General features: G+C 47.3%; 30 protein-coding genes. 25 read left to right on the forward strand and 5 right to left on the reverse strand.

The window, feature by feature from the left end; translation table 11 throughout:
- Window positions 1–4: 4 nt before the first annotated feature.
- The 15 genes from G9U52_RS27360 (at window position 5) to G9U52_RS27430 (ending at window position 10,772) form a co-directional block, all read left to right on the forward strand.
- On the forward strand, window positions 5–298 hold the full coding sequence (locus G9U52_RS27360) for a hypothetical protein (RefSeq protein ID WP_166153840.1): 294 nt from the start codon (window positions 5–7) through the stop codon (window positions 296–298).
- Complete coding sequence (locus tag G9U52_RS27365; RefSeq protein WP_166153841.1) at window positions 298–789, forward strand: DUF4054 domain-containing protein; 492 nt, start codon at window positions 298–300, stop codon at window positions 787–789. Before G9U52_RS27360 ends, G9U52_RS27365 begins: the two co-directional genes overlap by 1 nt.
- A 198-nt stretch (window positions 790–987) precedes the next feature.
- The gene (locus G9U52_RS27370) at window positions 988–1,572 is read left to right on the forward strand and encodes a phage virion morphogenesis protein (protein ID WP_207953231.1); all 585 of its coding nucleotides are present in this window, start codon (window positions 988–990) and stop codon (window positions 1,570–1,572) included.
- Window positions 1,569–1,928, forward strand: a complete 360-nt coding sequence (locus G9U52_RS27375; RefSeq protein ID WP_166153843.1) for a hypothetical protein — start codon at window positions 1,569–1,571, stop codon at window positions 1,926–1,928. Before G9U52_RS27370 ends, G9U52_RS27375 begins: the two co-directional genes overlap by 4 nt.
- A complete protein-coding gene (locus tag G9U52_RS27380) occupies window positions 1,929–2,474 on the forward strand; it encodes a phage neck terminator protein (RefSeq protein WP_166153844.1) in 546 nt (181 codons plus the stop codon). It begins immediately after the preceding gene.
- A gap of 9 nt (window positions 2,475–2,483) precedes the next feature.
- Window positions 2,484–3,590 carry a DUF3383 family protein gene (locus tag G9U52_RS27385; RefSeq protein WP_166153845.1) on the forward strand — a complete coding sequence of 369 codons (1,107 nt, stop codon included), beginning with the start codon at window positions 2,484–2,486 and terminating at the stop codon, window positions 3,588–3,590.
- Between the two features lie 10 nt (window positions 3,591–3,600).
- Window positions 3,601–4,041 (forward strand): tail tube family protein, encoded by a 441-nt coding sequence (locus G9U52_RS27390; protein ID WP_166153846.1) that lies wholly within the window; start codon window positions 3,601–3,603, stop codon window positions 4,039–4,041.
- A gap of 10 nt (window positions 4,042–4,051) precedes the next feature.
- Window positions 4,052–4,525, forward strand: coding sequence for a phage tail assembly chaperone (locus G9U52_RS27395; RefSeq protein WP_166153847.1), 474 nt, complete (start codon window positions 4,052–4,054; stop codon window positions 4,523–4,525).
- 5 nt (window positions 4,526–4,530) lie between these two features.
- Window positions 4,531–4,704: a DUF6889 family protein gene (locus G9U52_RS27400; protein WP_166153681.1), complete on the forward strand. Its 174-nt coding sequence runs from the start codon at window positions 4,531–4,533 to the stop codon at window positions 4,702–4,704.
- Window positions 4,701–6,443, forward strand: coding sequence for a phage tail tape measure protein (locus tag G9U52_RS27405; RefSeq protein ID WP_166153848.1), 1,743 nt, complete (start codon window positions 4,701–4,703; stop codon window positions 6,441–6,443). Before G9U52_RS27400 ends, G9U52_RS27405 begins: the two co-directional genes overlap by 4 nt.
- Window positions 6,443–7,027: a phage baseplate protein gene (locus G9U52_RS27410; protein WP_166153849.1), complete on the forward strand. Its 585-nt coding sequence runs from the start codon at window positions 6,443–6,445 to the stop codon at window positions 7,025–7,027. The genes G9U52_RS27405 and G9U52_RS27410 overlap by 1 nt, the downstream gene beginning before the upstream one ends.
- A 1-nt stretch (window position 7,028) precedes the next feature.
- Window positions 7,029–7,376, forward strand: a complete 348-nt coding sequence (locus tag G9U52_RS27415) for a phage baseplate plug family protein (RefSeq protein WP_207953232.1) — start codon at window positions 7,029–7,031, stop codon at window positions 7,374–7,376.
- The gene (locus G9U52_RS27420) at window positions 7,369–8,853 is read left to right on the forward strand and encodes a phage protein (protein WP_166153850.1); all 1,485 of its coding nucleotides are present in this window, start codon (window positions 7,369–7,371) and stop codon (window positions 8,851–8,853) included. Before G9U52_RS27415 ends, G9U52_RS27420 begins: the two co-directional genes overlap by 8 nt.
- A gap of 382 nt (window positions 8,854–9,235) precedes the next feature.
- Window positions 9,236–9,835: a recombinase family protein gene (locus tag G9U52_RS27425; RefSeq protein ID WP_166153851.1), complete on the forward strand. Its 600-nt coding sequence runs from the start codon at window positions 9,236–9,238 to the stop codon at window positions 9,833–9,835.
- A gap of 97 nt (window positions 9,836–9,932) precedes the next feature.
- On the forward strand, window positions 9,933–10,772 hold the full coding sequence (locus G9U52_RS27430) for a DUF4352 domain-containing protein (RefSeq protein ID WP_207953233.1): 840 nt from the start codon (window positions 9,933–9,935) through the stop codon (window positions 10,770–10,772).
- On the opposite strand, the gene G9U52_RS41050 is transcribed toward G9U52_RS27430, so the two are convergent.
- Window positions 10,769–10,894 (reverse strand): hypothetical protein, encoded by a 126-nt coding sequence (locus tag G9U52_RS41050; protein WP_279538766.1) that lies wholly within the window; start codon window positions 10,892–10,894, stop codon window positions 10,769–10,771. The two genes, G9U52_RS27430 and G9U52_RS41050, sit on opposite strands and share 4 nt — an antisense overlap.
- Window positions 10,875–11,144, reverse strand: a complete 270-nt coding sequence (locus G9U52_RS40335; protein WP_243767598.1) for a DUF771 domain-containing protein — start codon at window positions 11,142–11,144, stop codon at window positions 10,875–10,877. The genes G9U52_RS41050 and G9U52_RS40335 overlap by 20 nt, the downstream gene beginning before the upstream one ends.
- A 141-nt stretch (window positions 11,145–11,285) precedes the next feature.
- On the opposite strand from G9U52_RS40335, the gene G9U52_RS27435 reads away from it, so the two are divergent.
- From G9U52_RS27435 to G9U52_RS27445, 3 genes are all read left to right on the forward strand, one after another.
- Entirely contained in the window at window positions 11,286–11,909 is a 624-nt protein-coding gene (locus G9U52_RS27435; protein WP_166153853.1) for a hypothetical protein, read from the forward strand.
- Between the two features lie 16 nt (window positions 11,910–11,925).
- Entirely contained in the window at window positions 11,926–12,198 is a 273-nt protein-coding gene (locus G9U52_RS27440; RefSeq protein WP_166153854.1) for a hypothetical protein, read from the forward strand.
- A 1,177-nt stretch (window positions 12,199–13,375) separates the two neighbouring features.
- Entirely contained in the window at window positions 13,376–13,951 is a 576-nt protein-coding gene (locus tag G9U52_RS27445) for a hypothetical protein (RefSeq protein ID WP_166153682.1), read from the forward strand.
- 506 nt (window positions 13,952–14,457) lie between these two features.
- On the opposite strand, the gene G9U52_RS27450 is transcribed toward G9U52_RS27445, so the two are convergent.
- Window positions 14,458–15,054 (reverse strand): type II toxin-antitoxin system PemK/MazF family toxin, encoded by a 597-nt coding sequence (locus G9U52_RS27450; RefSeq protein ID WP_166153855.1) that lies wholly within the window; start codon window positions 15,052–15,054, stop codon window positions 14,458–14,460.
- A 1,191-nt stretch (window positions 15,055–16,245) separates the two neighbouring features.
- Here G9U52_RS27450 and G9U52_RS27455 point away from each other — a divergent pair.
- The 3 genes from G9U52_RS27455 to G9U52_RS27465 all read left to right on the forward strand — a co-directional run bounded on the left by G9U52_RS27455 (window position 16,246) and on the right by G9U52_RS27465 (window position 18,062).
- Entirely contained in the window at window positions 16,246–17,280 is a 1,035-nt protein-coding gene (locus G9U52_RS27455; RefSeq protein WP_166153856.1) for a tyrosine-type recombinase/integrase, read from the forward strand.
- Window positions 17,246–17,596, forward strand: a complete 351-nt coding sequence (locus G9U52_RS27460; RefSeq protein ID WP_166153857.1) for a hypothetical protein — start codon at window positions 17,246–17,248, stop codon at window positions 17,594–17,596. Before G9U52_RS27455 ends, G9U52_RS27460 begins: the two co-directional genes overlap by 35 nt.
- Before the next feature lie 130 nt (window positions 17,597–17,726).
- Window positions 17,727–18,062 (forward strand): 5-fold beta-flower protein, encoded by a 336-nt coding sequence (locus G9U52_RS27465; protein ID WP_166153858.1) that lies wholly within the window; start codon window positions 17,727–17,729, stop codon window positions 18,060–18,062.
- Between the two features lie 256 nt (window positions 18,063–18,318).
- On the opposite strand, the gene G9U52_RS27470 is transcribed toward G9U52_RS27465, so the two are convergent.
- On the reverse strand, window positions 18,319–18,537 hold the full coding sequence (locus tag G9U52_RS27470; protein ID WP_166153859.1) for a helix-turn-helix transcriptional regulator: 219 nt from the start codon (window positions 18,535–18,537) through the stop codon (window positions 18,319–18,321).
- 355 nt (window positions 18,538–18,892) lie between these two features.
- On the opposite strand from G9U52_RS27470, the gene G9U52_RS27475 reads away from it, so the two are divergent.
- The 4 genes from G9U52_RS27475 to G9U52_RS27490 all read left to right on the forward strand — a co-directional run bounded on the left by G9U52_RS27475 (window position 18,893) and on the right by G9U52_RS27490 (window position 20,220).
- Complete coding sequence (locus G9U52_RS27475; RefSeq protein WP_207953235.1) at window positions 18,893–19,180, forward strand: hypothetical protein; 288 nt, start codon at window positions 18,893–18,895, stop codon at window positions 19,178–19,180.
- 94 nt (window positions 19,181–19,274) lie between these two features.
- Entirely contained in the window at window positions 19,275–19,541 is a 267-nt protein-coding gene (locus G9U52_RS27480) for a helix-turn-helix transcriptional regulator (RefSeq protein ID WP_166153861.1), read from the forward strand.
- Window positions 19,522–19,911, forward strand: coding sequence for a hypothetical protein (locus G9U52_RS27485; RefSeq protein ID WP_166153862.1), 390 nt, complete (start codon window positions 19,522–19,524; stop codon window positions 19,909–19,911). The genes G9U52_RS27480 and G9U52_RS27485 overlap by 20 nt, the downstream gene beginning before the upstream one ends.
- A gap of 84 nt (window positions 19,912–19,995) precedes the next feature.
- Window positions 19,996–20,220, forward strand: a complete 225-nt coding sequence (locus G9U52_RS27490) for a hypothetical protein (protein WP_166153863.1) — start codon at window positions 19,996–19,998, stop codon at window positions 20,218–20,220.
- Between the two features lie 399 nt (window positions 20,221–20,619).
- On the opposite strand, the gene G9U52_RS39420 is transcribed toward G9U52_RS27490, so the two are convergent.
- A complete protein-coding gene (locus G9U52_RS39420) occupies window positions 20,620–21,021 on the reverse strand; it encodes a helix-turn-helix domain-containing protein (protein ID WP_207953236.1) in 402 nt (133 codons plus the stop codon).
- Window positions 21,022–21,023: the final 2 nt, after the last annotated feature.

The following is a 21,023-nucleotide window of genomic DNA, read 5'->3' on the forward strand; positions in this document are numbered from 1 at the left end:
GACCATGCAAATCTTTTCAAACAGATCCTTTCAATTCGACGATCCCGCGGGTGAACAGCCTCCGGTAATCGTCAAAAACGGGGAGTTTGCTGCTGTGCCTGATTGGGTAGCAGACTCAACCATGTTTAAGCTGGCCAGGGCCGACGAAGATATCCGGGTAATTGTTGACAGGCAGGATGTAAAGGCTGCTGAGCTCGGCAAGGATAGTGATGCAGCTAAGCTGGAAGCTGAGAAGGCTGCTGACACTTTGGCTAAGAAAGAAGCTGACGGTAAGAAGGCAGCAGATGGCAAGGGATAATGCCTATCCCATATAACAGCATAAACAGAATCATCGGGGAAGCTTCCAACATTCGTGTTGGGACTAACCCCGTTTTTGCGTTGGCGGATTTTTATGAGCAGTACCCGCAATTCGGACCCAACACCGAGGGGGCTTTTCTAGTCCCAGAAGTGATTATGCAAATGTATCTCGACCTGGCTGATGCTTGCATTAAAGAAGCTCGCTGGCGCAAGTATTGGTTAGTTGCTATGGGCTGGTTTGTTGCACATTTTTTAACGCTATACCTGCAGGGCACCGCGGATCCAAACAGCGGAGCCGGTGCTGCACTGGCAGCCGGACAAGCGAAGGGGCTTAATACCTCGGAGTCAGTCGGCGATGTGTCCGTTAGCATGGACTATAACCAGATCGGGCAAGACCTGGAAGGTTGGGCAGCCTGGAAGCTAACTATCTATGGGCAGCAGCTGGCATCGATCGGCAAGCTCGTCGGCAAAGGCGGCATGTACATCTATTAAGGACGTGAGCAAGCATGCTTTGGCAGAAATGCGGGAATTTCCCTTGTTGTCATATCGGATGTGAACGAGAAGCTGATCTCATTATTGGGACTAATCTCGAAAATTACACGCATATGTGCTTAGAGCATGCGCCTGGCTACGTTTTAGAAGAAGACCAGGTGTTGTCAAACATCCGCCTCGTTAAAGGAGATGGGAAAGGTGTTTAAAGCTTTTGCAAATGTAACAGGATCCAAGAATTTGACGCCGGAGGTTAAACGGATGCTGGATGACCTGGCTAAGACGCAGGTACTTGTCGGCATCCCCGAAGGTGGAGGTAACGAGCGAGGGGCTGAGATCACGAATGCGCAGCTCCTCTATGTCCATACGCATGGCGCCCGTAAAAAAGAGATGCGCGAAGAGATGAATCCTCAGATCGAAAGTGGTGAGCAGACGTATAGCCAGGCTTACCAGCTGTATATACAAACCCATGGTTCGCCGCTTTGGCAGTCGCCGCCTAGACCTGTTCTGGAGCCAGCGATCGAGAAGAACAAAGAAGTCATCGGGAAGCAGCTGCAGAAGGTAGCCACTACGGTACTGGATGGACAGGATCCGGATCAGGAGCTACAAAAAGCAGGAATGCTTGGGCAGAACATCGCCCGTGCCTGGTTCACGGATCCTGCGAATGGCTGGCCAGCAAATGCCGAGTCAACGATCGAGGCGAAGGGAAGCGACAGGCCACTGATTGACCAGGGCGAGATGCGCAAAGCCATTACGTACGTCGTGGATAAAGGTGAGATGCAATGATCAATGTCGGACGTATTACACTGAGCCGCAATTTTGCACAGCCTAAGGGCTTTACCGTATTCCGGATTACAGGGGAGACCGTAGGCGGTAGATTTACCCCTTTTCCAGAAGCTGAGATCAAGATGCAAGGCACCATTACTGTGGCGAGCCCAAAGGATCTGGAGCAAGTCCCCGAAGGCGACCGCGTAACCGGTTCAATGTGTTTCTACTCCACGCAACAGATTCATGTAACACGACCAGAAGGCATCTCAGATGAGATCGTTTGGCAGGGCGAGCGTTACCGGGTTTCCGCTGTTGTACCTTGGCAGGATTTCGGGTACTTCAAAGCTTTCGGCGTCCGAATGGCGGGTGATTAGATGGCAGATACGATTTTATCGATGAAGGATATAGAGGATGTTTTTTGGGACATGTCCACGCGGATGCTTGGACTAAACCCAGCTGCTCCGGCAAACCAGAAACGGGTGCGCGTATCCTGGCCTGAAAAAGGGGCGCCGGCATGGAAGCGGGAGGAAAACATCGCTTTTATATCGGTCGAGCCTGACGATGATCCATACACAAGGCAAATGGATGTGGAGTATTCCGAGATCGACGCGGATAATGCGAACCGTGCTATGAGCTATACGCGGGTCCACCGTGTGAGCTGGATCTGTTACGGACCCAGTAGCTTTGGAGATACAGATTTGATACGCAGCAGCTTGTTCAAGCCTGAGTACACTATGGCGTTAGCAGCAGTTAATATGGCTCTTATTACGGACGTGAGCGCCCCACGGCGATCCCCTGAGCTGTTTGGCGGGCAATGGTGGGAACGTTCCAATTTCAGCGCAAGGTTTAACGAGAAGGTAATCCGGCAATCCGAGGTACCTTATCTCCAGAGCGCAGATGTGCGAATTATAGAAGGGTAGGTGAATGAATTGACACAATCTTTAGATAACATCGTTGACGTAACCGTTACGGTATCACCTCTATCTATTGCAAACAGTGCCTTTAATTTAGGTTTGATCGTCGGCGACGCTACCGTTATTTCAGCAGCTGACAGGGTTAAGCTTTACAGCAGCACTGAGGCGATGATCGCAGAGGGCTGGGCAGGCACTGAGGATGAGTACCTGGCAGCGCAAGTGTATTTCAGCCAAACACCTCGACCGTCCAAAGTGGCGATCGGCAGGTGGGATACAACCGGTTCTGAGACGGCTGCGGCTGCTGTGACGGCTTGCCGGGTTAAGAATAGCGATTGGTATGCGGTATATGTATGCACAGTGTTGAAAGCCAATATTCTAGCCATTGCTGCCGTTGTAGAGGCTGCCACCCCTTTATCCGTATACTTCTTCGATACTCAGGACGCCGATGTCCTGACAGCCACGGCAGGTAATGTCCTATTGACGCTTAAAACCGCAACAAGGCATCGTTCTTGGGGACAGTACAGCACAACGGATCATGCAGCTGTGGCCGCAATGGGTGTTGCAATGGGCTCCAATACAGGGCTTGCTAATTCAGCTTATACTCTAGCTTACAAGACTGAGGTGGGTATCCAGCCCGAAACGCTGACAACCACGCAGTACGACAACATCCTAGGGGCAAATGGCAACGTATATACCAGCTTTGGTGCTTCCTATAACCTGCTTGTGCAAGGCAAGATGGCGGATGGGATCAGTTTTGATGAGGTCCTTAACTTGGATGTGCTGACCAACGACATCCAGACAGCCGTAATTAATGCGCTGCGCAGCGGACCGAAGATCCCGCAAACCGAGGGCGGCGTGAGCTTACTGGTTAGTGCAATCACGGACCCGTGTAACAACGCGCTGAATAGAGGCGTTATTGGACCAGGAACGTGGAAGGCGGCTCCGATCCTTGGCTTAAAAACGGGAGATACCTTATCAACCGGCTATATGATCCTTGCCGAATCGACGGCAAGCCAATCGCAAGCTGACCGGGACGCGAGAATCGCACCACCGATTTACGTAGCAATTAAATTAGCCGGTGCGATTGAACACGTCGTAATCGGCATCATCGCTAACCGATAGGAGGAAGAATATGGGTTACTCTACTTACAGCTTCGGCGATGTCACCACCACTTTTTCCCATCCGTCCGTCGGCTCTTACGCTACGGGGGGCGCGGATGGGTTAGGCAGCATCTCGACAACCATGGCCACAGACCGCACAACACATGATACTTCTGCCGACGGTCAGGTTATGGTGTCCAAAATAAAGGGACGAAGTGGCACCATTGCGATAGCCGTCCAACAAACATCATCTCTTAACGACTGGCTGCTGACCTTGTACAAATATCTAGAGACAGCGCCGGCATCGGAATATGCACTTACAAGCGTTATCCAGCGTGCCCCAAGCATGGGGGACTTGATTACAGCAACAGGGGTAAGTTTTCAAAAATTACCTGATAAGCCGTACGGCGCGCAAGGTCAGCAAGTGACGTGGAATTTAATGGCTGCGGACATCCAGCAAGACAACATTTAGGAGGCAACTTATGCAACCGACGGTTAATTTTAAAGATGTAGTAGTCAGTGGGCGCACGTTCCGAGTTAAGAAATTCGGGGCGCGTACTGGCGCTTTTATGGCGATCAAGATTTCCAAATTGCTAGCTCCTATTGTCAAGCAAATCGATCTCGGCAAGCTTAAGAAGGCTGAGGATGTGGCAGGAGTGGATATTTCTGCATTTAACTTATCTGGCATCATGGAGTCGCTTGGCAGCTTGTCTGAGGCAGATTTTGACTACCTGCACGATACCTGTCTCAAAGCGGCGGGAGAGATGCTGCCTGTAGGTTTCACACCTGTTCTCAATGCCAACGGATCCTACGGAGTGATTGGCATAGAAGAGGATACGATGACGGTACTGGCACTTATCGCTCATGTGTTGATGTTCAATGTGAGTGGTTTTTTTCAAGGCGGCCCCTTGGCTTCTCTAGTCGGGGGTCTGTTGACTACTTCCCCGCAGAGCTAGTTAATGTGGATTCTTTTGTATTCGCGCCGGTGATGGCGGGTTTTTGGACGCACAGAGACGTTGTGGAGGACGTATACACGCTGGACGATTTGCTGGACGCACATGAAATGCTCCAAGTTAAATACGAGAATGAGTTGCGTGCCCAGGAGGCTGCGGAGCAAAGGAGGGGTCAACCGTGATCGAGACAATTAAGTCGTACCTGGTATCGCTTGGATTTAGTGTGGACAAAGCATCCTACCAAGAAGTAACCAAGGTTATGGGCGCAGCTGGGCAGAGCGTTGCGAAGTTTGCCGGCAGCGCTGTGACCCAGTTCGCATTGGCTGGGTTAGCGGTGACCACTTTTTCCGTGACTGCTATTCTTGGGCTATCTAATTTCCTGGACAAGCTAGCTCAGGCAGATCTGGAAACGGAGAAGCTGGCTAGGCAGATGTGGCTCAGCAAAGATGCCGCAGCCGCATACAGCAACACGCTTAAGGCGATGGGCGTTACGTTGCAAGACTTGTACCTGTCGCCGGAGCTGATGCGGAATTTCCAAGAGCTCAACAAAGAAGCCCAGAACCTCAAGGCTCCAGCAGAGTTTTTCGACCAGATGAAAGAGATCCGTGCTATCCGGTTTGAATTTACGAAGCTGAAGCTAGAGGCCACATACTCGCTGCAGTGGATCGGCTATTACTTGGTTAAATATCTGGAAAGCCCGATCAAGCAGGTCAAGCAAACGCTGCAGGAAGTCAACAGCGTCATCATCAAAGAGATGCCGTCCTGGACGAAAGTGATTGCTCAGGTTATGAGCTGGTTTGCGAGGATGGGTATTGCTGCCTTCCGGGCGCTTAAGGATATCCTGCAGCTGTTCGGGGATTTAAGCAGCCAGATACCCCGCAACTTGAAGCTGATCGGTGCCGCTGTGACGGCGTTCGGGTTAATCTTGTCCACGGGGCCTGTAGGCATATTCATCACCAGCTTGCTAGCCCTTATTCTGCTGTTGGATGATTTTTATACGTACATCGAAGGCGGCGATTCACAATTTGGACCGTTCTGGCAAAAGCTTCTTGATCTGTTTGAAGGGTTAAATGGATCTGGCTTTTTCGAGGAGTTTAAAAGGAGCGCCAAGGACGCGTTTGAATCTGTATCTAAAATCGTTGACGACGCTAAGAAAAGTATCGAAGATTTCTGGAAGGCGCTCGAAGACAAGGGAGCCTTAGAGAACACGGAAAAAGCGTTCAAAAATACCTTTGAGATACTGAGTCTTTTATTCGAGGGCGGGGAAACTTGGGTTCAGGACTTTTTTAAGGAACTGGAGAAACAAGGTGTTCTAACAGACCTAAAAGAAAGTTTTGAGGATGTTATTGTTTCGGTAGCCGATCTAGCTGAGGCGGTCACAGAGGCCATAGAAAAAACACTGGGTCTGAAGGAAACGGAAATAATCCTTGGGGGCATTGGGGATATTCTGAAGCTTGTAATCATTGCCTCTTTAAAAACTATAAATGGTCTTTTAAAGTCCACAGCTGGATATCTAACCATAATCGCTAGTTTGATCCGGGGCGACTTTTTAGATGGGGTGGAAAAGAGCGGCAGAGATGCGGAAGGAAGGCTAAATAGCAAACCCGCGCAAGGAATATTTGAAGGCATACTAAAAGATATACAGGGTTTGTTCTGGGGGGACTCGGATATCGCAGACAAGATTTCGCGGGCAATGGGTAATCTTTCTAAAGATTTGCAGAACAAGCCTCCGGGTGCAGCATCTTTCAGCGCTCCGAGCTACACGCTGCCAACGGTAAGTACCGTGAATAACAAAACCAATTCGATGATGCTCAATCCGACATATAACATCTATGGCTCTGAGCCTCAAGCAACCGCAACAGCTGTGCAAACCAAGACCAAACAGCTGCTTGGGCGGAACATGTCGGGGGTGGTGCGCTAATGGCAGATTCACCTTTATTAGATTTAGATGCACCAGAGATTAAGGATCTCGTTTACACCAAGACGAATATCGGCGGCTGGTTCTTCGACGCATACCTGAAAATGGAGCACACCAGCCGGCTAACAATCACGGACCATCCCGTGCAAACAGGTGCGGCAGTAAGTGACCACGCCTTCTTACAACCGCGTGAGCTCAGTATGGACGTGGCTATGTCGAATGTGCAGGAGAGCTTCGTCCCTGGCCAATTTAGCGGAGGGTATTCAAGATCGGTACAAGCCTTCAACGTGCTACGTGAGCTGCAGCAGTTAAGGGTACCGATCCAAGTCCACACGAGGTTGGGGCTGTACCCTAACATGTTAATCGAAGTCCTGTCGGCTCCTGACGATTACACCACACTGGACGGTCTGCATTGTACTGTAACCTTTAGGGAGATTATCGTGGCACAGGTGACAACGGTTAAGATCAGCGCAAGGCCGCTTGTAACGGATCACTCGAACCGCGGGGTCGTTGAACCTGCAGACCTCAACCAGAGTGCGCTTAAGCAACTAGGTGGTTTTGCAAAAAGATATTTAGGAGGAAAATGAATTGGCAAATAAAATTGTTCCCTTGGTTCCAGGAAGGAACCAGAGTTTTACCTGCACGCTGCCGATCGATTCAAAGAATGTTACCTTGGCATTTACATTTACCTATAACCGCATAGGCGAGTACTGGTTTATGTCCATCACAGATAGCCGTTCGAATACGCTACTGCTTGACGCTGTGCCGCTCGTAACAGGCTTGTTTCCAGCCGAGGACTTATTGGGGCAATACACCTATCTGGGTATAGGTAGCGCCTCCATCGTGCCCGTGAGCTCTTTGTCTGAGGCGGATATACCCAACGAATGGAATCTAGGAACAGACTACGTTTTAGTGTGGGGTGATACGATTGGCTAACGAGAACGGGCAAAATTTAGCGAAAGCAGAGGCTCAGTATCAAGGTTGTGACCTTAATATTGTGTTGGCGACCGTGGAAGCAGAAACGAATTTTGTGAACAAAAATGGGGACCTCACCGATACAGGATACAACGCTCTCGGATATGGGCAGGTTTGGCCGAGGTGGCATATGGATGCGTTTCAGTACGCAGCCAATAGATTTAGGGTCGAACTACCGGAATCGTTAGAAGGCAAACGGGTGCTTGTGCTAGGGAACGACGCTTTTTCAATGGCTGTGGCAGTATTCGTAATCAAGAAAACCTGGAACGGCGCGGGCAAGGATTTCCGGAAGTTCTCAGAGTATTATGTCGGAGAAAGGATTCCCGATAGCGATTACCAGCGCCGATATAAGATCTGGCTCAAGTACCAAGGCGACAACAAGACAGGAGCCTACAGCGGATCCAACGCTCCTAGTAAGACGCCTACGACAACGGTACCTAACCGACCGACTGCTGAAGGTACGCGAGTGCAGGAGCCAATTATACCCGAAACGAATTTCGGAGTGGTGGCGAATTCCCAAGCGCTTGGCGGTATCCTGTATGGCAGGCGGTATCGGATTATTGTCAGCGGTCCAGATGGCACAGCGCTGGATGTTTCCCAGCTGCGCTGCACGTTTAGGATCCAGAAAACAGCCCTGCAGCCACCTAACTTTTGCGAAATCGTCCTGTACAACCTGGAGCCGAATACGGAGAATGCCATCATCAAAGAAGGCAACCGCATCATCGTAGAAGCCGGCTACGAGGGCGACCAGTACGGCGTCATCTTCGATGGCGATATCATCCAGCCCATTAGGGATAAAGAGGACGCGGTTACCTATCGCCTTACACTGGTTTCGCTGGACGGCGACCGATTCATGAACCAGGGCTTTGTTGGTTTCTCAGTTCTCAAAGGTCAATCCTCGCGAGCTCTTATTGAAAAAATCGCTAGCGAGGCAAAAGTACCAGTTCAGTTGGGCAGCATTTCAGATGGCTTTGACAAAACGGAGCTAAGCCGGGGTAAAGTGGTGTTCGGGTTAGCAAAGGATTATCTCAGGCAACTTGCACAAACGCAGGACGCCACATTTTATATGGAGGACGGCAAGGTCAACATTGTGAAGGTTACGGATCCGCCAGTAGGCGAGATTATCGAATTGTCTCCTACATCTGGATTGATCGGGCAGCCGGTGCAAAATGACCAGGGCATTACGTTTAAATGCTTGCTTAACCCGAGGATCAAGATTTTTCAGTTTGTCCGGATCGATAACAGCCTGATCCGCGCCCAGACCTTCCAGACGGGGCAAATTATCCGCAACCTGGACGCGGAAGGCTTATACCGAGTTATCGGAATCACGTACACTGGCGATACGCGTGGAGACGCGTGGGAGTGTGAATGCGAAACCGTTAGCCAAGCGGGAATCCTCCCAGGGATGGTATCAGCAGTTACGGCAAACCCGTGGTAAAAGGTAACCGGACAAGCTTTTTACAAAACCAACTCAATTCCGGAACAGTGAGCGATGCGAGCCGAATAAGCACGAGACGACGGACGTAAAGGTACGCGTACAAAATAGAAAAGGTATGCGTACAAAACGTTAAGATGCTGAACCTTATAGGTACTAATGGAATTCCCCCGGATTCTCTGCCGGGGGCATACGAATAGATACTGCAAAATCCTTGGTGCTTGAGAATTTGAATCTGCCAGCTATGTCAAAAAGTACACTTTTTGAAATGCCAAAAAACTGCGCCCTTTAATATGTCAAAAAGTTATATTTATATATTTGAAATATTTCAAAAGTATGATATACTTAATGACATATTATAGTTTATCGGAAGCGGGTGCGCAGTATGAAAGTAGGTTATGTTCGAGTGTCGTCTAAAGATCAAAATACGGAACGGCAGCTTAAGAAGATGCATGCGCTCGGTATTGACGAACGGTACATTTTCACCGACAAGCAGAGCGGTAAGGATTTCGACCGCCCTAAGTACCAGGCAATGAAGTTGCTTCTTCGTGAGGGCGATGTTATTTACCTGGATGCACTCGACCGGCTTGGCCGTGATTACGACGGCATCATACGTGAATGGAAGGAGATCACCCGGGATCTCGGGGCTGACATCGTTGTGCTAGAGAACGAATCGCTGTTCGATAGCCGTAAGTTTAAATCGATGGGAGACCTGGGGAAGCTGCTCGAGGATCAGTTCCTCAGCATGCTCTCGTATGTGGCTGAGCAGGAACGCAAAAAGACCAAACAACGCCAGGCAGAGGGCATCGAAGTCGCTCTGGGTAACGGTGTACGGTTTGGTAGACCGAAGCAGGAGGTTACAGGAGACTTCAAGGCCACCTATAGAGAATGGAAAGCAGGTAATCTTACTGCTGTAGCTGCCATGGATCGCTTGGGCATGAAACCAAATACGTTTTACCGCAGGGTGAAAGAGCTAGAGGCTTAGGCTTCGAGCTCTTTTTATTTTATCCGACGACGTATACAGACCCGCCTGTCGAATCGATACAAAATTTTGTAGACCAATGTAGCATTATCTGGATATAATGGGGCAAGAGGAAAATAATTCTATTTATCAGGGGAGTTGTACTATATTGGGTTTTTTAAGAGTACTTGGTTGGCTGTTCGTCCCTTATATTATGGTCTTTGTCCGGTGGAAAAATCTTGGATCTGCTGCAAGAGTTTTCGGAATCATCTGGGCTGTGGTTGCTGGGTTATCTGTTATCGGAAATATCACTAAGGATGAGGCTCCAACAGAAGCAACTACTTCTGCAGCAGTCGAGCAAGCGAAAGTAACTACAGCCTCAACTGCCCCAACTGCCTTAGATAAAGAAGCGAAGGCAAAGGCAGATGCTGAATCGAAGGCTCAAAAGGAAGCAGACGCTAAGGCTAAAAAAGAAGCAGATGAAACAGCGAAGGCTGAAGCTGCTGCAAAAGCAAAAGCGGATGCTGAGGAAAAAGCCCCTCACCTTGGAGAATCGATAACGATCGGCAGTTTAGGCGTTGGCGTTGCTAAGGATATAAAAGTATCTCAAACCGTTGGAAGTCAGTACTTAAATCAAAAAGCGCAAGGTACATATTGGATATTTGGTATCTCCATTAAAAACGGCGATAAAGCAGCTCGTATGATTGATACGTCAATGTTCCAATTGGTTTCGAGCGACGGAACCAAATACGAGGCGGACTCGACCGCTAACTTGTATGCAAACGATGCTGGAAAATTCATGTTTCAGAATATTAATCCAGGGATTCAAACAAACGGATTTGTTGTATTCGATATGCCGCCAGACGCAAAAGATAAGATGGCAGATTTTAAACTAAAAGTAGACAGTGGTGTAGGTTTTAAAGCAGGGGCCAGCGCAGATTTCATTCTTAAATCTCGTTAGTGATCTCGGTCATCCCGCTGCGCCCATAAGGATATAGCCGGCTGCCCATTTATTGAGCAGTCTTTTTTATGCGTAGAAAGCAGATCATCCGAACCCGGTTCGTCAGTATCTACTTTGTTCACTAAGCCACTCTTCTAGAAAGGATCGCGTTGCACGAGCAGAAAAGTACCATTTCCCCCCTACTTTACGTTTTATGAACCTAGGGTCAAAAAAGAAAGTATCCTGGATCGTGTTCCAACTCATACAGGTCCGTTTCCTCAATTCTTTCGAATCCCAAAAGACGAGTTCGGTATCGAAATCTTTTAGGAGCTCGTCTATTTTTTGTATGCACATTTTACGTACTTCAGCTTCATCTACTTGGATTGATATCATAAAGGGACACCCACCTTCTTTATTTTTTCTAATGCCACCATAAGTTTTTAATTGGGCAATCGCTAGCATTTTTAACTGCGCATAGAGAAGGAATATCATATCCGTTCGTCGAATCGTTTACTGTAGCGAGGTGATGACGATATGGGTAACGATTTTCAAACATTCGAAAAGGCACTCACATCAAAGGATATAGCAGCTATGATCGGCATAGCAGAGTCCACAGTAAGAAAGTATGCTGCGGCGTTAGAAGAAGCTGGCTATCCGTTTACAAAAGACGGAACCGGGGAGAAAGCTGCACGCATATTTACAGAGCCAGACGCTATGGTCATGAGGCATCTAAAGGAGCTTCGGGAGAAAACGAACATACCAGTAGAGCAAGCGGCTCAACTCATATCAAGCAAGCATCCAAAAGGCATGACACAGGCCGCGGCGTTTAATGCTACGGCGTTAAAGCCCAACTATGATACGGTCATTAACGCCATTAATGAACGACACGAAGAACGCTATACCTCATTGGAGTCTAAGATGGATTCATTAATGGAGTTAAATAAGGCTTTGCTTGAGCGATTGGATAAACGGGATGCGGTGATCCAGGAGCTGGCGGAGACTTTGAACACACAGAAGGCGATTGCAGCTGCAGACGAGGATCGCCTGGAGGAACGGGACCGGAAAAGGGACGAGCAGGTAACACAGATACTGCAGGAGATCCGAGAAGCGAAGCAGCTGGCAGGGAAATCGGTATGGTCGCGGATCTTCGGAAAATAAAAGGAGTGCTTACGAAATGAATACGTGTGGTTTTTGCGAGAAAGATATTAATAGCAGTGACACAATAATGATTATTGAGGACATTGAGTATCATGATGAATGCTATACTTCACATTTTTGTCATTACGGAAACCACTTTAAAGATACTGATGTGCGTTTTATAGATTGCGGTGATAAGGGAGACGTTTGCTCAACATGCGTCGGAGACAGTGATTCCTTCGGAACACCAGATCATATAAGAGAAGATGAAGACTTTTGGGATGCATACGATCCAGACGATAATAATTAAATAGAAGCGCTCAGCCACGTGCTTGGGCGTTTTCTTTATGTCATAAATGATTAATGGGATTGTGTATAACTGCGTTCCGCTCTGCGAAAGTAGCAAATTCTGTGGATAAATCTCTAAAACTATTAAACTATTCCACAACTAAGAAAATTGTGGTAGGATTAATTCAGGTAGAGTTAATTTTTAGTAAAGTTATGCACAAAAAAATAAAGCCATTGTTTCGGCGGCTCGGGATCCCCATCCCTTAGCTGCTCCATCCGTACTGACATACGGTGAAACAGGACGCACTCGCAATGACTTATTTAATCTCATTATACCCGTTTTGTAGGTAATTTATCAAGCGGTAGATAATGTCGGATTTAATATAATCGGAGAAGAGGCCCTGATTTCCCACATGCGGATGTCAGGGCCTCTTTCTATACATAACGATCGACTCCACCAAGCTTACATAATAATCGATCAACTTCATACCAGGCACACGGAACCATTTTAAAAAATGGAGACCGTGGGGCTTACTTTCCTATCGCCTTTTTAGGGGTAGGAAGGTTTGCGGGCCGACGTGGTGAGCAGCAGCGACACGTAAAACAGGCAATGGCGAGTTGGGGCCGACGCGGTAAACCCAACGTGCACTCATCTAAGGCGTATCCATGCTCACGCCGAGTGTGACTAGGGGAGGACGCCCATTAACGGTCTGGAAGGTAGCTGAGCCGCGTAAGCGGGGAGGCGGCGGGTATATATGGCTTACGGGATCAGCTTCGTAAGTAAAAAACCGCCGGCAGTGTAGGAGCTGCGTATCGAGCATGGGTATACGGGAACCTCGTCCTGCCTTAAACGGCGAGCACCAACGTTATGATACCCCGATTTTGTGCTCACTTTTCTTTCATGTGGGCACAAGGTCGGGTCTCTGTGCCGTTTCCTGAGCCAAGCCATGCCAGCGTGCCGTTTTAACCCCTTAAAGTCAAGTTCTTTATAAGAAAGAAAATAAGTTAATAATATGAAATATTTGTACTATTAAAGGTGTGAAGTGAAGCCCCAGCGGGAGCTGCCGATTGGGAGTGTGCTACAGGATGTTTCAACACGGATTTTTGTTTTGAATAAAGCACCTAGTATCAAGTGTGCAGAGTCAGTCGCATGTGGTATTATTGAATAAAGGTACTTTTATCAAATAGGGGTGTTGGGCATGAAACAGAAGCTAGCTTATGAACTGAAAAAGCTGCGGGGTCTAAAAAAAGCGGCGATTACATGGGAGAAATCGAAGTTTGCCAAAGATGACCACGAATTTTTGAAAAAAACTACTTATTTCAAAAAGCAGATACCGGTACGAAATGGTGATTGGGCGGGACTGAGCGATGTTCAACTAGAAAACCGCATTACGGAGCTGGTGGACGAATACGCCGTTCTGGAGGCATGGGCAGACCGTTTATATAAGGCGTGGGACGAACGTGTAGCTAAGGCTTGGTTAGACGAACTGACGCAAGGCTCGGAGGATCCTAGCGAAATGGCTGGGCAACGGGAAGCAATACTTCCGGATCCTCCTGCAGCTGTACAGAAACAAGAAACGGTAGTTAAGCCTGGTCGCGGTGGATCGAGGCTAGGCGCGGGACGGAAGTCGTTGGGGAAAACCGTGAAGGTGTCCATCGCGCTTCCAGATGAAGATTGGGCTTACATCGAGAAGGAGATCCAAAACGGTACTTATGGATCCTTAGCGGATTATTTTCGTTCGTTGCACAACGGGGCTAAAGGTACTCTTACGTAGTTTAATGTGCCATTACGCAAGAGAGGTTACTATAAAGGGTTTTCTTATCCGTATGGAAAAAGGTCCCACTGGTTTACTGGGTGGAGAATGGTTTAATGGCTCGGAGTTGATCCCCTACTTAATAAGGCGGATCGTAAAGCACTTGCCCAGGTTGTGCGATCTTTGGCGCTTAAAAGCTTGGATACAGCGAAGAACAGACCAGTAGCTAGTGTGCTCCATTTGTAGCGAATTTGAACATGAAATCAGAAGAAGTAAAGGGAAGTTTTATAATCACACCCTTATTAGGGTTTTAGTTATGACGAAAGCCATCGGATTGCTCCGATGGCTCTTAGGGGTCCCTCAAGGGAACCTGAGTATATAATTACAGTCTTGCAGGTTTTTTGCATTCTTGCAATGGGCCTCTAACAAAGTGTTGAGAGCCTGAGTTTTTACTACGTCTTACATTATACGCATGAAGTTACGGAATTGCAACCGGCAGTTACTAATTCTTTATTGTGGCGTATCTGTCAGGGACGGGTTCCTCCAGCATTGGCGGAACCTGGAGTAGGGCGATTAAGGCCTTTAGTGGTAAAGCGATCTTTGATTTTATTGTACAAATTACGCAACTGCGGTGACGGAACTACGATGATTTGGTCGCCTGATTTTAGCGGAGCCTTGATTCGTAATTTACTGACAGCCCGCATTTGACTGACTTTGGCGATGCTTTTTGTTCCAGTCGGATAGCCACTTACTCTATTGATTTCCGGAATTTCTCCCAAATCGACATCATTCCAGTTGGCGGTCTTGTTCGGTTTTGCGGAGCCAAGAGGTATAACCATAATAGTGTCGGATGTTTTAGCATTATCCTCGACAACGACAGCGTAATGACTTCCTCCCAGCTCGGATCCAGGATTGTAGCCAAGCTCGACAGAAAGGATTGTTCCGGCGTCATACTTCAGAGTCTCGGTTAACGGGTCAAAAGTAGCTTCCTTTTGTAGGTAGCCGCTGTAATGCCCTAACCATTCCTCGATTAATCCTTGATTTTTTGTATCTAAAGTTAGTATCACACTCTTTAATTGCTGTAAGGCGGTATCAAGTTCAGTAGTAGGATTCCCCAGCGACATCTTTTTAACTCCCTTCAAACTAACTTCGGCAATTAACAATGATACGGACTAGACCAAGAAATGTCAGCAATTATTTTTTGAGTGAAAGGTTATAATAAATAAATGAAGCATTTGATTGACGCTGTATCACCGACTAAAAGCGGATAATTCTTGAATATAAAATATTTCTTGTCCTATTTTACAGAATCGTGTAAATTATTGGTATACCTTGATATATTCTTTGTTCCTCTTCTTACTGCCTGTCACGCGACTGGGCAGCATTCTAATTCCGGATCGAGGTCTGGACAAATTCTAATGATTAATTTTCTTTGTCGTGCAATTAATTGACTCGACGGAGAAGGATGCGCAGCTTAACTGCTGTGATAAATATGTTAATCCCCTCGTTTGAGGTGTGATATAAAGTTTGATGACGGTGGCCTTAACTGTGCCTTTATGTAAGAGAGAAGCTCTATTGAGTGGTACGATATCCCAGGAGGAGTCTGCCCCTTTATAGGGCTTTTAATATTTGCTTGATTCGCAAGCAAGAGGTGTAGGGAACCCCAGTTGGTTCTTTAAAATGGCCAATTAACTTCATATGGGATGAAAATGACGAGTCGGTTAAAAGCTGAGTTGTCATTTTTGCGTTTCCTGATAGTTTGTGGCAGTAAGTAAGGAGCTATGCGGTGGATCCGTCCACACTGCATATGAAATCTCAATGGACGTTGACATATGATGCGCTTTGCATCCATGACAGGCTCGAAGGAGTTGGTGAGCTCCTGATTATCACATCACCGCAGAAACACCAGGCACATTATGTGCGACTAGCTGCTCCCGGCTGATAGGGGAGGTCAGGCAGTGATTACACATGCGCAGGTGCGGTCAATGGAAGAAGGACCGTGTCGATCCAAGCCAGGGGAAGAAAGGCGAGGATTCAATATCCATCATAGCGTTGACCGGTCACAGACCACCAGCTCAAGCTGGCGCGGGTGACGCATCGCACCGGCTCTTTGGAGCCACACGGGATCTCCGTGCATGTGTGAAACTATTGCTTAACGTACAACTCCATGCCTTATACATTACATATAGACGATCTTGAATTTGCTTGGGAAATCTACGGATTTGCGGCCTCAAGTGTAAAAACGGTCTCTGTTGCCAATGGGCGAGGTATGTCTACATAGATAAATTTGAATTGGAAAAAGGAGCTGCAGAATCATGGCAGGCAGAGGCTGGATCAAAACAGACGAGGAGCTGCGGAGATTTGCTTACGCAAACGACGATATCATGAACAAAGGAGGCTACATCAATCTCATGCAGCAACTTAACAGATTGGCACGCCACACGAAGGGCGGTTTGAGTATTAAGACACAGCGGCAGTATTACAGCCATGCAGACCAGTTCATTCGCTTCTTGGCTGATGGGTATGGCAGCCAGAATCTTGCGAACATCTCTGGGAGACATATAGCTGATTACCTGGAAGAGAGGCAAGCAGACGGCAAAGCGGCTTCTACGATTGATCTGGATCTATGTGCTATCCGATATTTCCATGATCAGTTTGATCCGAAAGCGACACGCTATAGCATTCCAGATAACTCGATGTTATGCAAGAAATACGGAATCACGCTGGATCCGCGCAAGTATGGAGGGGTGAATCGGCGCTGGACGTGGGCAGAAGTGAATCGGATGGTCGAGCTCGCTATCCGCTATGGTCGCTATGACGTTTCGCATATCATCCAACTTGGATCGGGTCTGGGACTACGGATCCACGAAGGAATTCGCCTCTCCTGTGGAGATGCTATAGCGGCGCTACGGTCAGGAAAGCTGCACGTGAAGGGTAAGAACGGTCTCAAACGCGACGTCCCGCTAAGGGCTGATATGCCGCAGCTGCTTAGAGCAATCCTGGCCACGGCTCCCGGTAACTCTGATACAAAGCTTTTTGTTCCGGACGGAAAGAAAGCCCATGAGGTAATTCAGTCGATCCAGGCGTTTATCAGCAATTACCGTGACGGTGTTGCGGATCCCGGCGCCCGTCCGGATGGTGTGAAGATGACAGCTCACGGTCTCCGACACCTGTATGCATTTGAGCGGTATCGGGAATTCACTAATGAAGGATTCAAGCCTGCAGCTGCCCGGCTGAAGGTGGCCATGCTGATCGGACACTCCAGGGAAGATATCACCCGGATTTATTTGGCGGAAGATAAGGAGGAAAATATCGATGTCGGATCCGGAGTTTCTGCAGGAACGGAATAGCCAGCTGGAGCTGCAGGTGAGAAACCTTCAGGAAAGTGTAGGCAGATGGAAAAGGGAAGCCCAGGGTAAGCCGCCTCGCTTCGAATACGTCCAGCAGCGACACGAACGGGGGCAGCACTACATTTCTGTACCTGTTGAATCTCTACCGTCTGACACGCCGCTACACGAAGCGCAGGAGTACATCCGGGATCATGTGTTGCCGAAGTTTTACCCATACAAATACTATAATTGCTACTCTAGCCGACGCTATAGCGGGTGGGTCGTGACTATGGTAAGGGAAGATAGAGATGTAGATATGGATGCGGGACCCGCTTAGGCCATTGCTTGGGGGAACTGAGTTAGGAAATGAGTTGTGGAATTGATAACAGGCAAGCGAGTATATATATATATTTGTATTATATTGGTTTATACTTAGTATTATTTTCATTTTAGGAGGTATGGAAACAATGTCAACTATTTACAACAGTTCATATGGTGGTTCGTCTGTCGGCAGGATAGAAAATGATGGTGTTGTTTACAACAGTTCATACGGTGGTTCGGCTATTGGAAGAGTAGAAAATGACGGTGTTGTTTATAACAGTTCATATGGCGGTTCGGCTATCGGCAGAGTAGAACGCAACGGTGTTGTTTATGACAGTTCATATGGTGGTTCGGCTATTGGAAGAGTAGAAAATGACGGTGTTGTTTATGACAGTTCATATGGTGGTTCGGCTATTGGCAGAGCGGAAGGTGGCCATCTATTAAGAGGTGGGGCAGCATATTTATTGCTTATTAGGTTTTAATTTTCATAAAAACAATACTACAAGCTCGCATAGTTATTAGAGAGTTCGAGGGCTCGTTCGTAATCTTTGGTAAGTATTGCCGTATAATGCAGACAGCTCCACATATGATGGTCGCCATAATCGTGGAACAAGCGAACAATTTGCAAACTACATCCGTGAACAGGCAGACGTAAAATAGATATTTACTACATAAGAAAACCGCCAATCCTATTTAGGGTCGGCGGCTTATTTGTATTGTGGAGATTTCAAGTAAGGTTTAAAGCTTCTCTCCTGTGTCACGTAGTGTAAACACGGCTTCAAAATCACATCCCAAGACAGATGCTATCTCGACAGCTTCTTTCTCGGTAAATTTATCCCTCGATAGTTTATTCGTTAAGTTTTGGCGAGATTGACCTAGTTTGTTTGCTAGATCAGCAATAGTCATGTCTCGTCTCCCTAAAATGACTTTTATTTTTTCAGCTATTGTTAACGGCATTATTCCACAACCTTTCTACAGTCCAATTGTACACATATATGTTTCTTATGTCTACAAAAATAAATATAAGAAACTAATTGGTTTACTATAATTGTTGACAAAAGAAACTAATTAGTGTACATTTGAAGTAGAAAGTGAAAGATTCATGTAGCCATATGTCGAAAAATCGGAGGTGACGAGATATGTTTAAAAGCGGAATGGTATTTCGTGGTAGAGCCTACCTGAGGATCCGAGGATCTTGGTATCTACTGACCATGATCGCTACCAAGTTGGACAAGCAGAGAGGGGTTGAGATCCATTGAAGGATGACGTGGTTTATGGGTTAACGCGTTTCTTACTGCAGTCGTGTAAGGCTATGAATCAAAAAAGCGATCTCCTAGACAAACAGATCAGTAAGCTGCGGATAGAACTTGAAGAGCTACAAGCAGCACATGATGGCGCTTTTTCATTAGTAGACGAGGGTTTCCGAGATAAAATATTCCAGCTTAACGGTATTCCGGAACTTGATAAAGACGGTAACCATTGCCGGGATCTAGCCGAGGATGTGTTAAGCAAATTCTTCTACGAAGATGCGCTCGATGTGGATTCATGCTTGAAGGAATTCTATAGGCAGTTGGGAGTTATTCAGAAGGAAATCGATTAAAGACTCTGAAACTGAACTCATACGCAATTTGGTTTACAACGAGGCTTAAATACAGCAAGATCACTAAATTCTAACGTGGAGGTAGATTTCGATCATGGTGACTAATCCATTCCAAATTACTTTACGAGCTACAAGGATTTCATGCGGTTATACAGCGCTGGAGGCAGCGCAGGCTTGCGGTATAGCCGAGGGTACGATGAACCGGTATGAAACGGATGCCGGGCGTGTGCCGCGGCGTACAGCAGTCCAGCTGTCTCGATTATATGGTGGTGTTTCATTGGACTTGATTTACTGGGGTAAGGAATCCGATCACTTTAAACGTAAAGGGGCGGAGAGCGAATATGACAACAGCACAGCTTAATTTTCTAAGCGAAGAGGTCCCGGCGTATTTAATCGACAATGTTCGACAAGGGTATGCTACCGCATCTTTCCGGCTTATGCTGCAGCAACTCGAAGCATACAACGATTTTGAGGATGAAACACCGGATGAGATCGAGCGGATTAAGGCAATCGCCCTCGAAGGATTCAAGCGGCAGCTGGCCGAAGCGATCAGCCAAAATAATGCTCATTGCGGCAAGCCGGTCAATGTGGCAGGAACTTATAGTTTTGAAACATCTGAACACACTATGCTGGTAAGCTGCAGCATTTGTGGTGCCTATCACGAAATAAAACCCGCTCCCGCTACTACTAATAGCGAAAGCGGACAAGCCTTAAACCCGATGACATTATAACATACTTATCGATTCACAGAGCACGAGGGAAGCTTACTCCTTCGGCTCTTTTTATTTTGTCTGATTTTCGGTTGTTGGGATGCAATGCAACGGCAACGCGAGCCCGGTGCAACGGAAAGGAAATCTGGAAGCGGGTTTTCAGACAACCTGAAAGCACAACAGGTCGGTTGTACAACAATCAGATTGCATCCTGGTTATGCGTCTATGTGTGCAGTGGAGCGATTGAAAAAACCTGAAGTGAAAGCAGAAATGGTAACGGGACTTTCAATGATATTTTTACCTGGAAAGACCGTGAACAACCAAGAATAAACTGAACAGAACCCCCAATAAACGAAGCTTATTGAGTTATAGCAGTACAACGTTGTACTGCATTAATTTTACAAAACCAACTCAATTCCGGAAAAGTGTGCACACAAAAGAGAAAGGTGTGCACACAAAAGGTGAATATTCGTAAGGTTATCGATGCTACAACCCTTATAAACCCTTAGGTTGCGAACAGCTAGTGTACTCCAAAAGAGAATGAATGAAGTACTCCAAATAACTCGAACATTCCAGGTTTAAAACAGAGGCTGACGGAAGGGTTAACTGTGTCGTCCAAGCAGTTTTAAGGATGTATCCAGGATGCATCTTTTTTACCATGGATGCATCCAAGATGCATAGATGCATCTGAGGCTGATAAGAAAGGCTAAGGTTGCCGAGTACAAAAGATCAATACGTGCGGTCTGCTTTCGCTTGCTTACTGGATTCTTTCCACTTGATGAAGTCGGCCTTATCGACCCGCTTTTGCTTACCTACCGTGTAGTGTGGGATGCCACCAGCCGCTTCTTTAAGCTGGAATTGGTCATATATCCTGCGGACGTTGATTTGGAGGTAATCGGCAATGTTCTGCGCGGTAAGGACTTCTGGAAGATGGTCCAGAGAGGTCGTAGCGTTTCCTGTAGCATTTGGTGGGCTCTCGCCGTGTTCTTGGCCAACTGGAGCTGTAGCCTGATCAGCCTCAGCTTTTACTAATCGAATTGTGACGGTTGTAGAGATCTCGCATACCAGGTAATCAGTTCCAGATAAAAGTTGTTCAATTCGGATATGGGTTGGCCCCTTTCGAATTCCCAAGC

Source organism: Paenibacillus agricola (assembly GCF_011440305.1).
Classification (GTDB): Bacteria; Bacillota; Bacilli; order Paenibacillales; family NBRC-103111; genus Paenibacillus_S; species Paenibacillus_S agricola.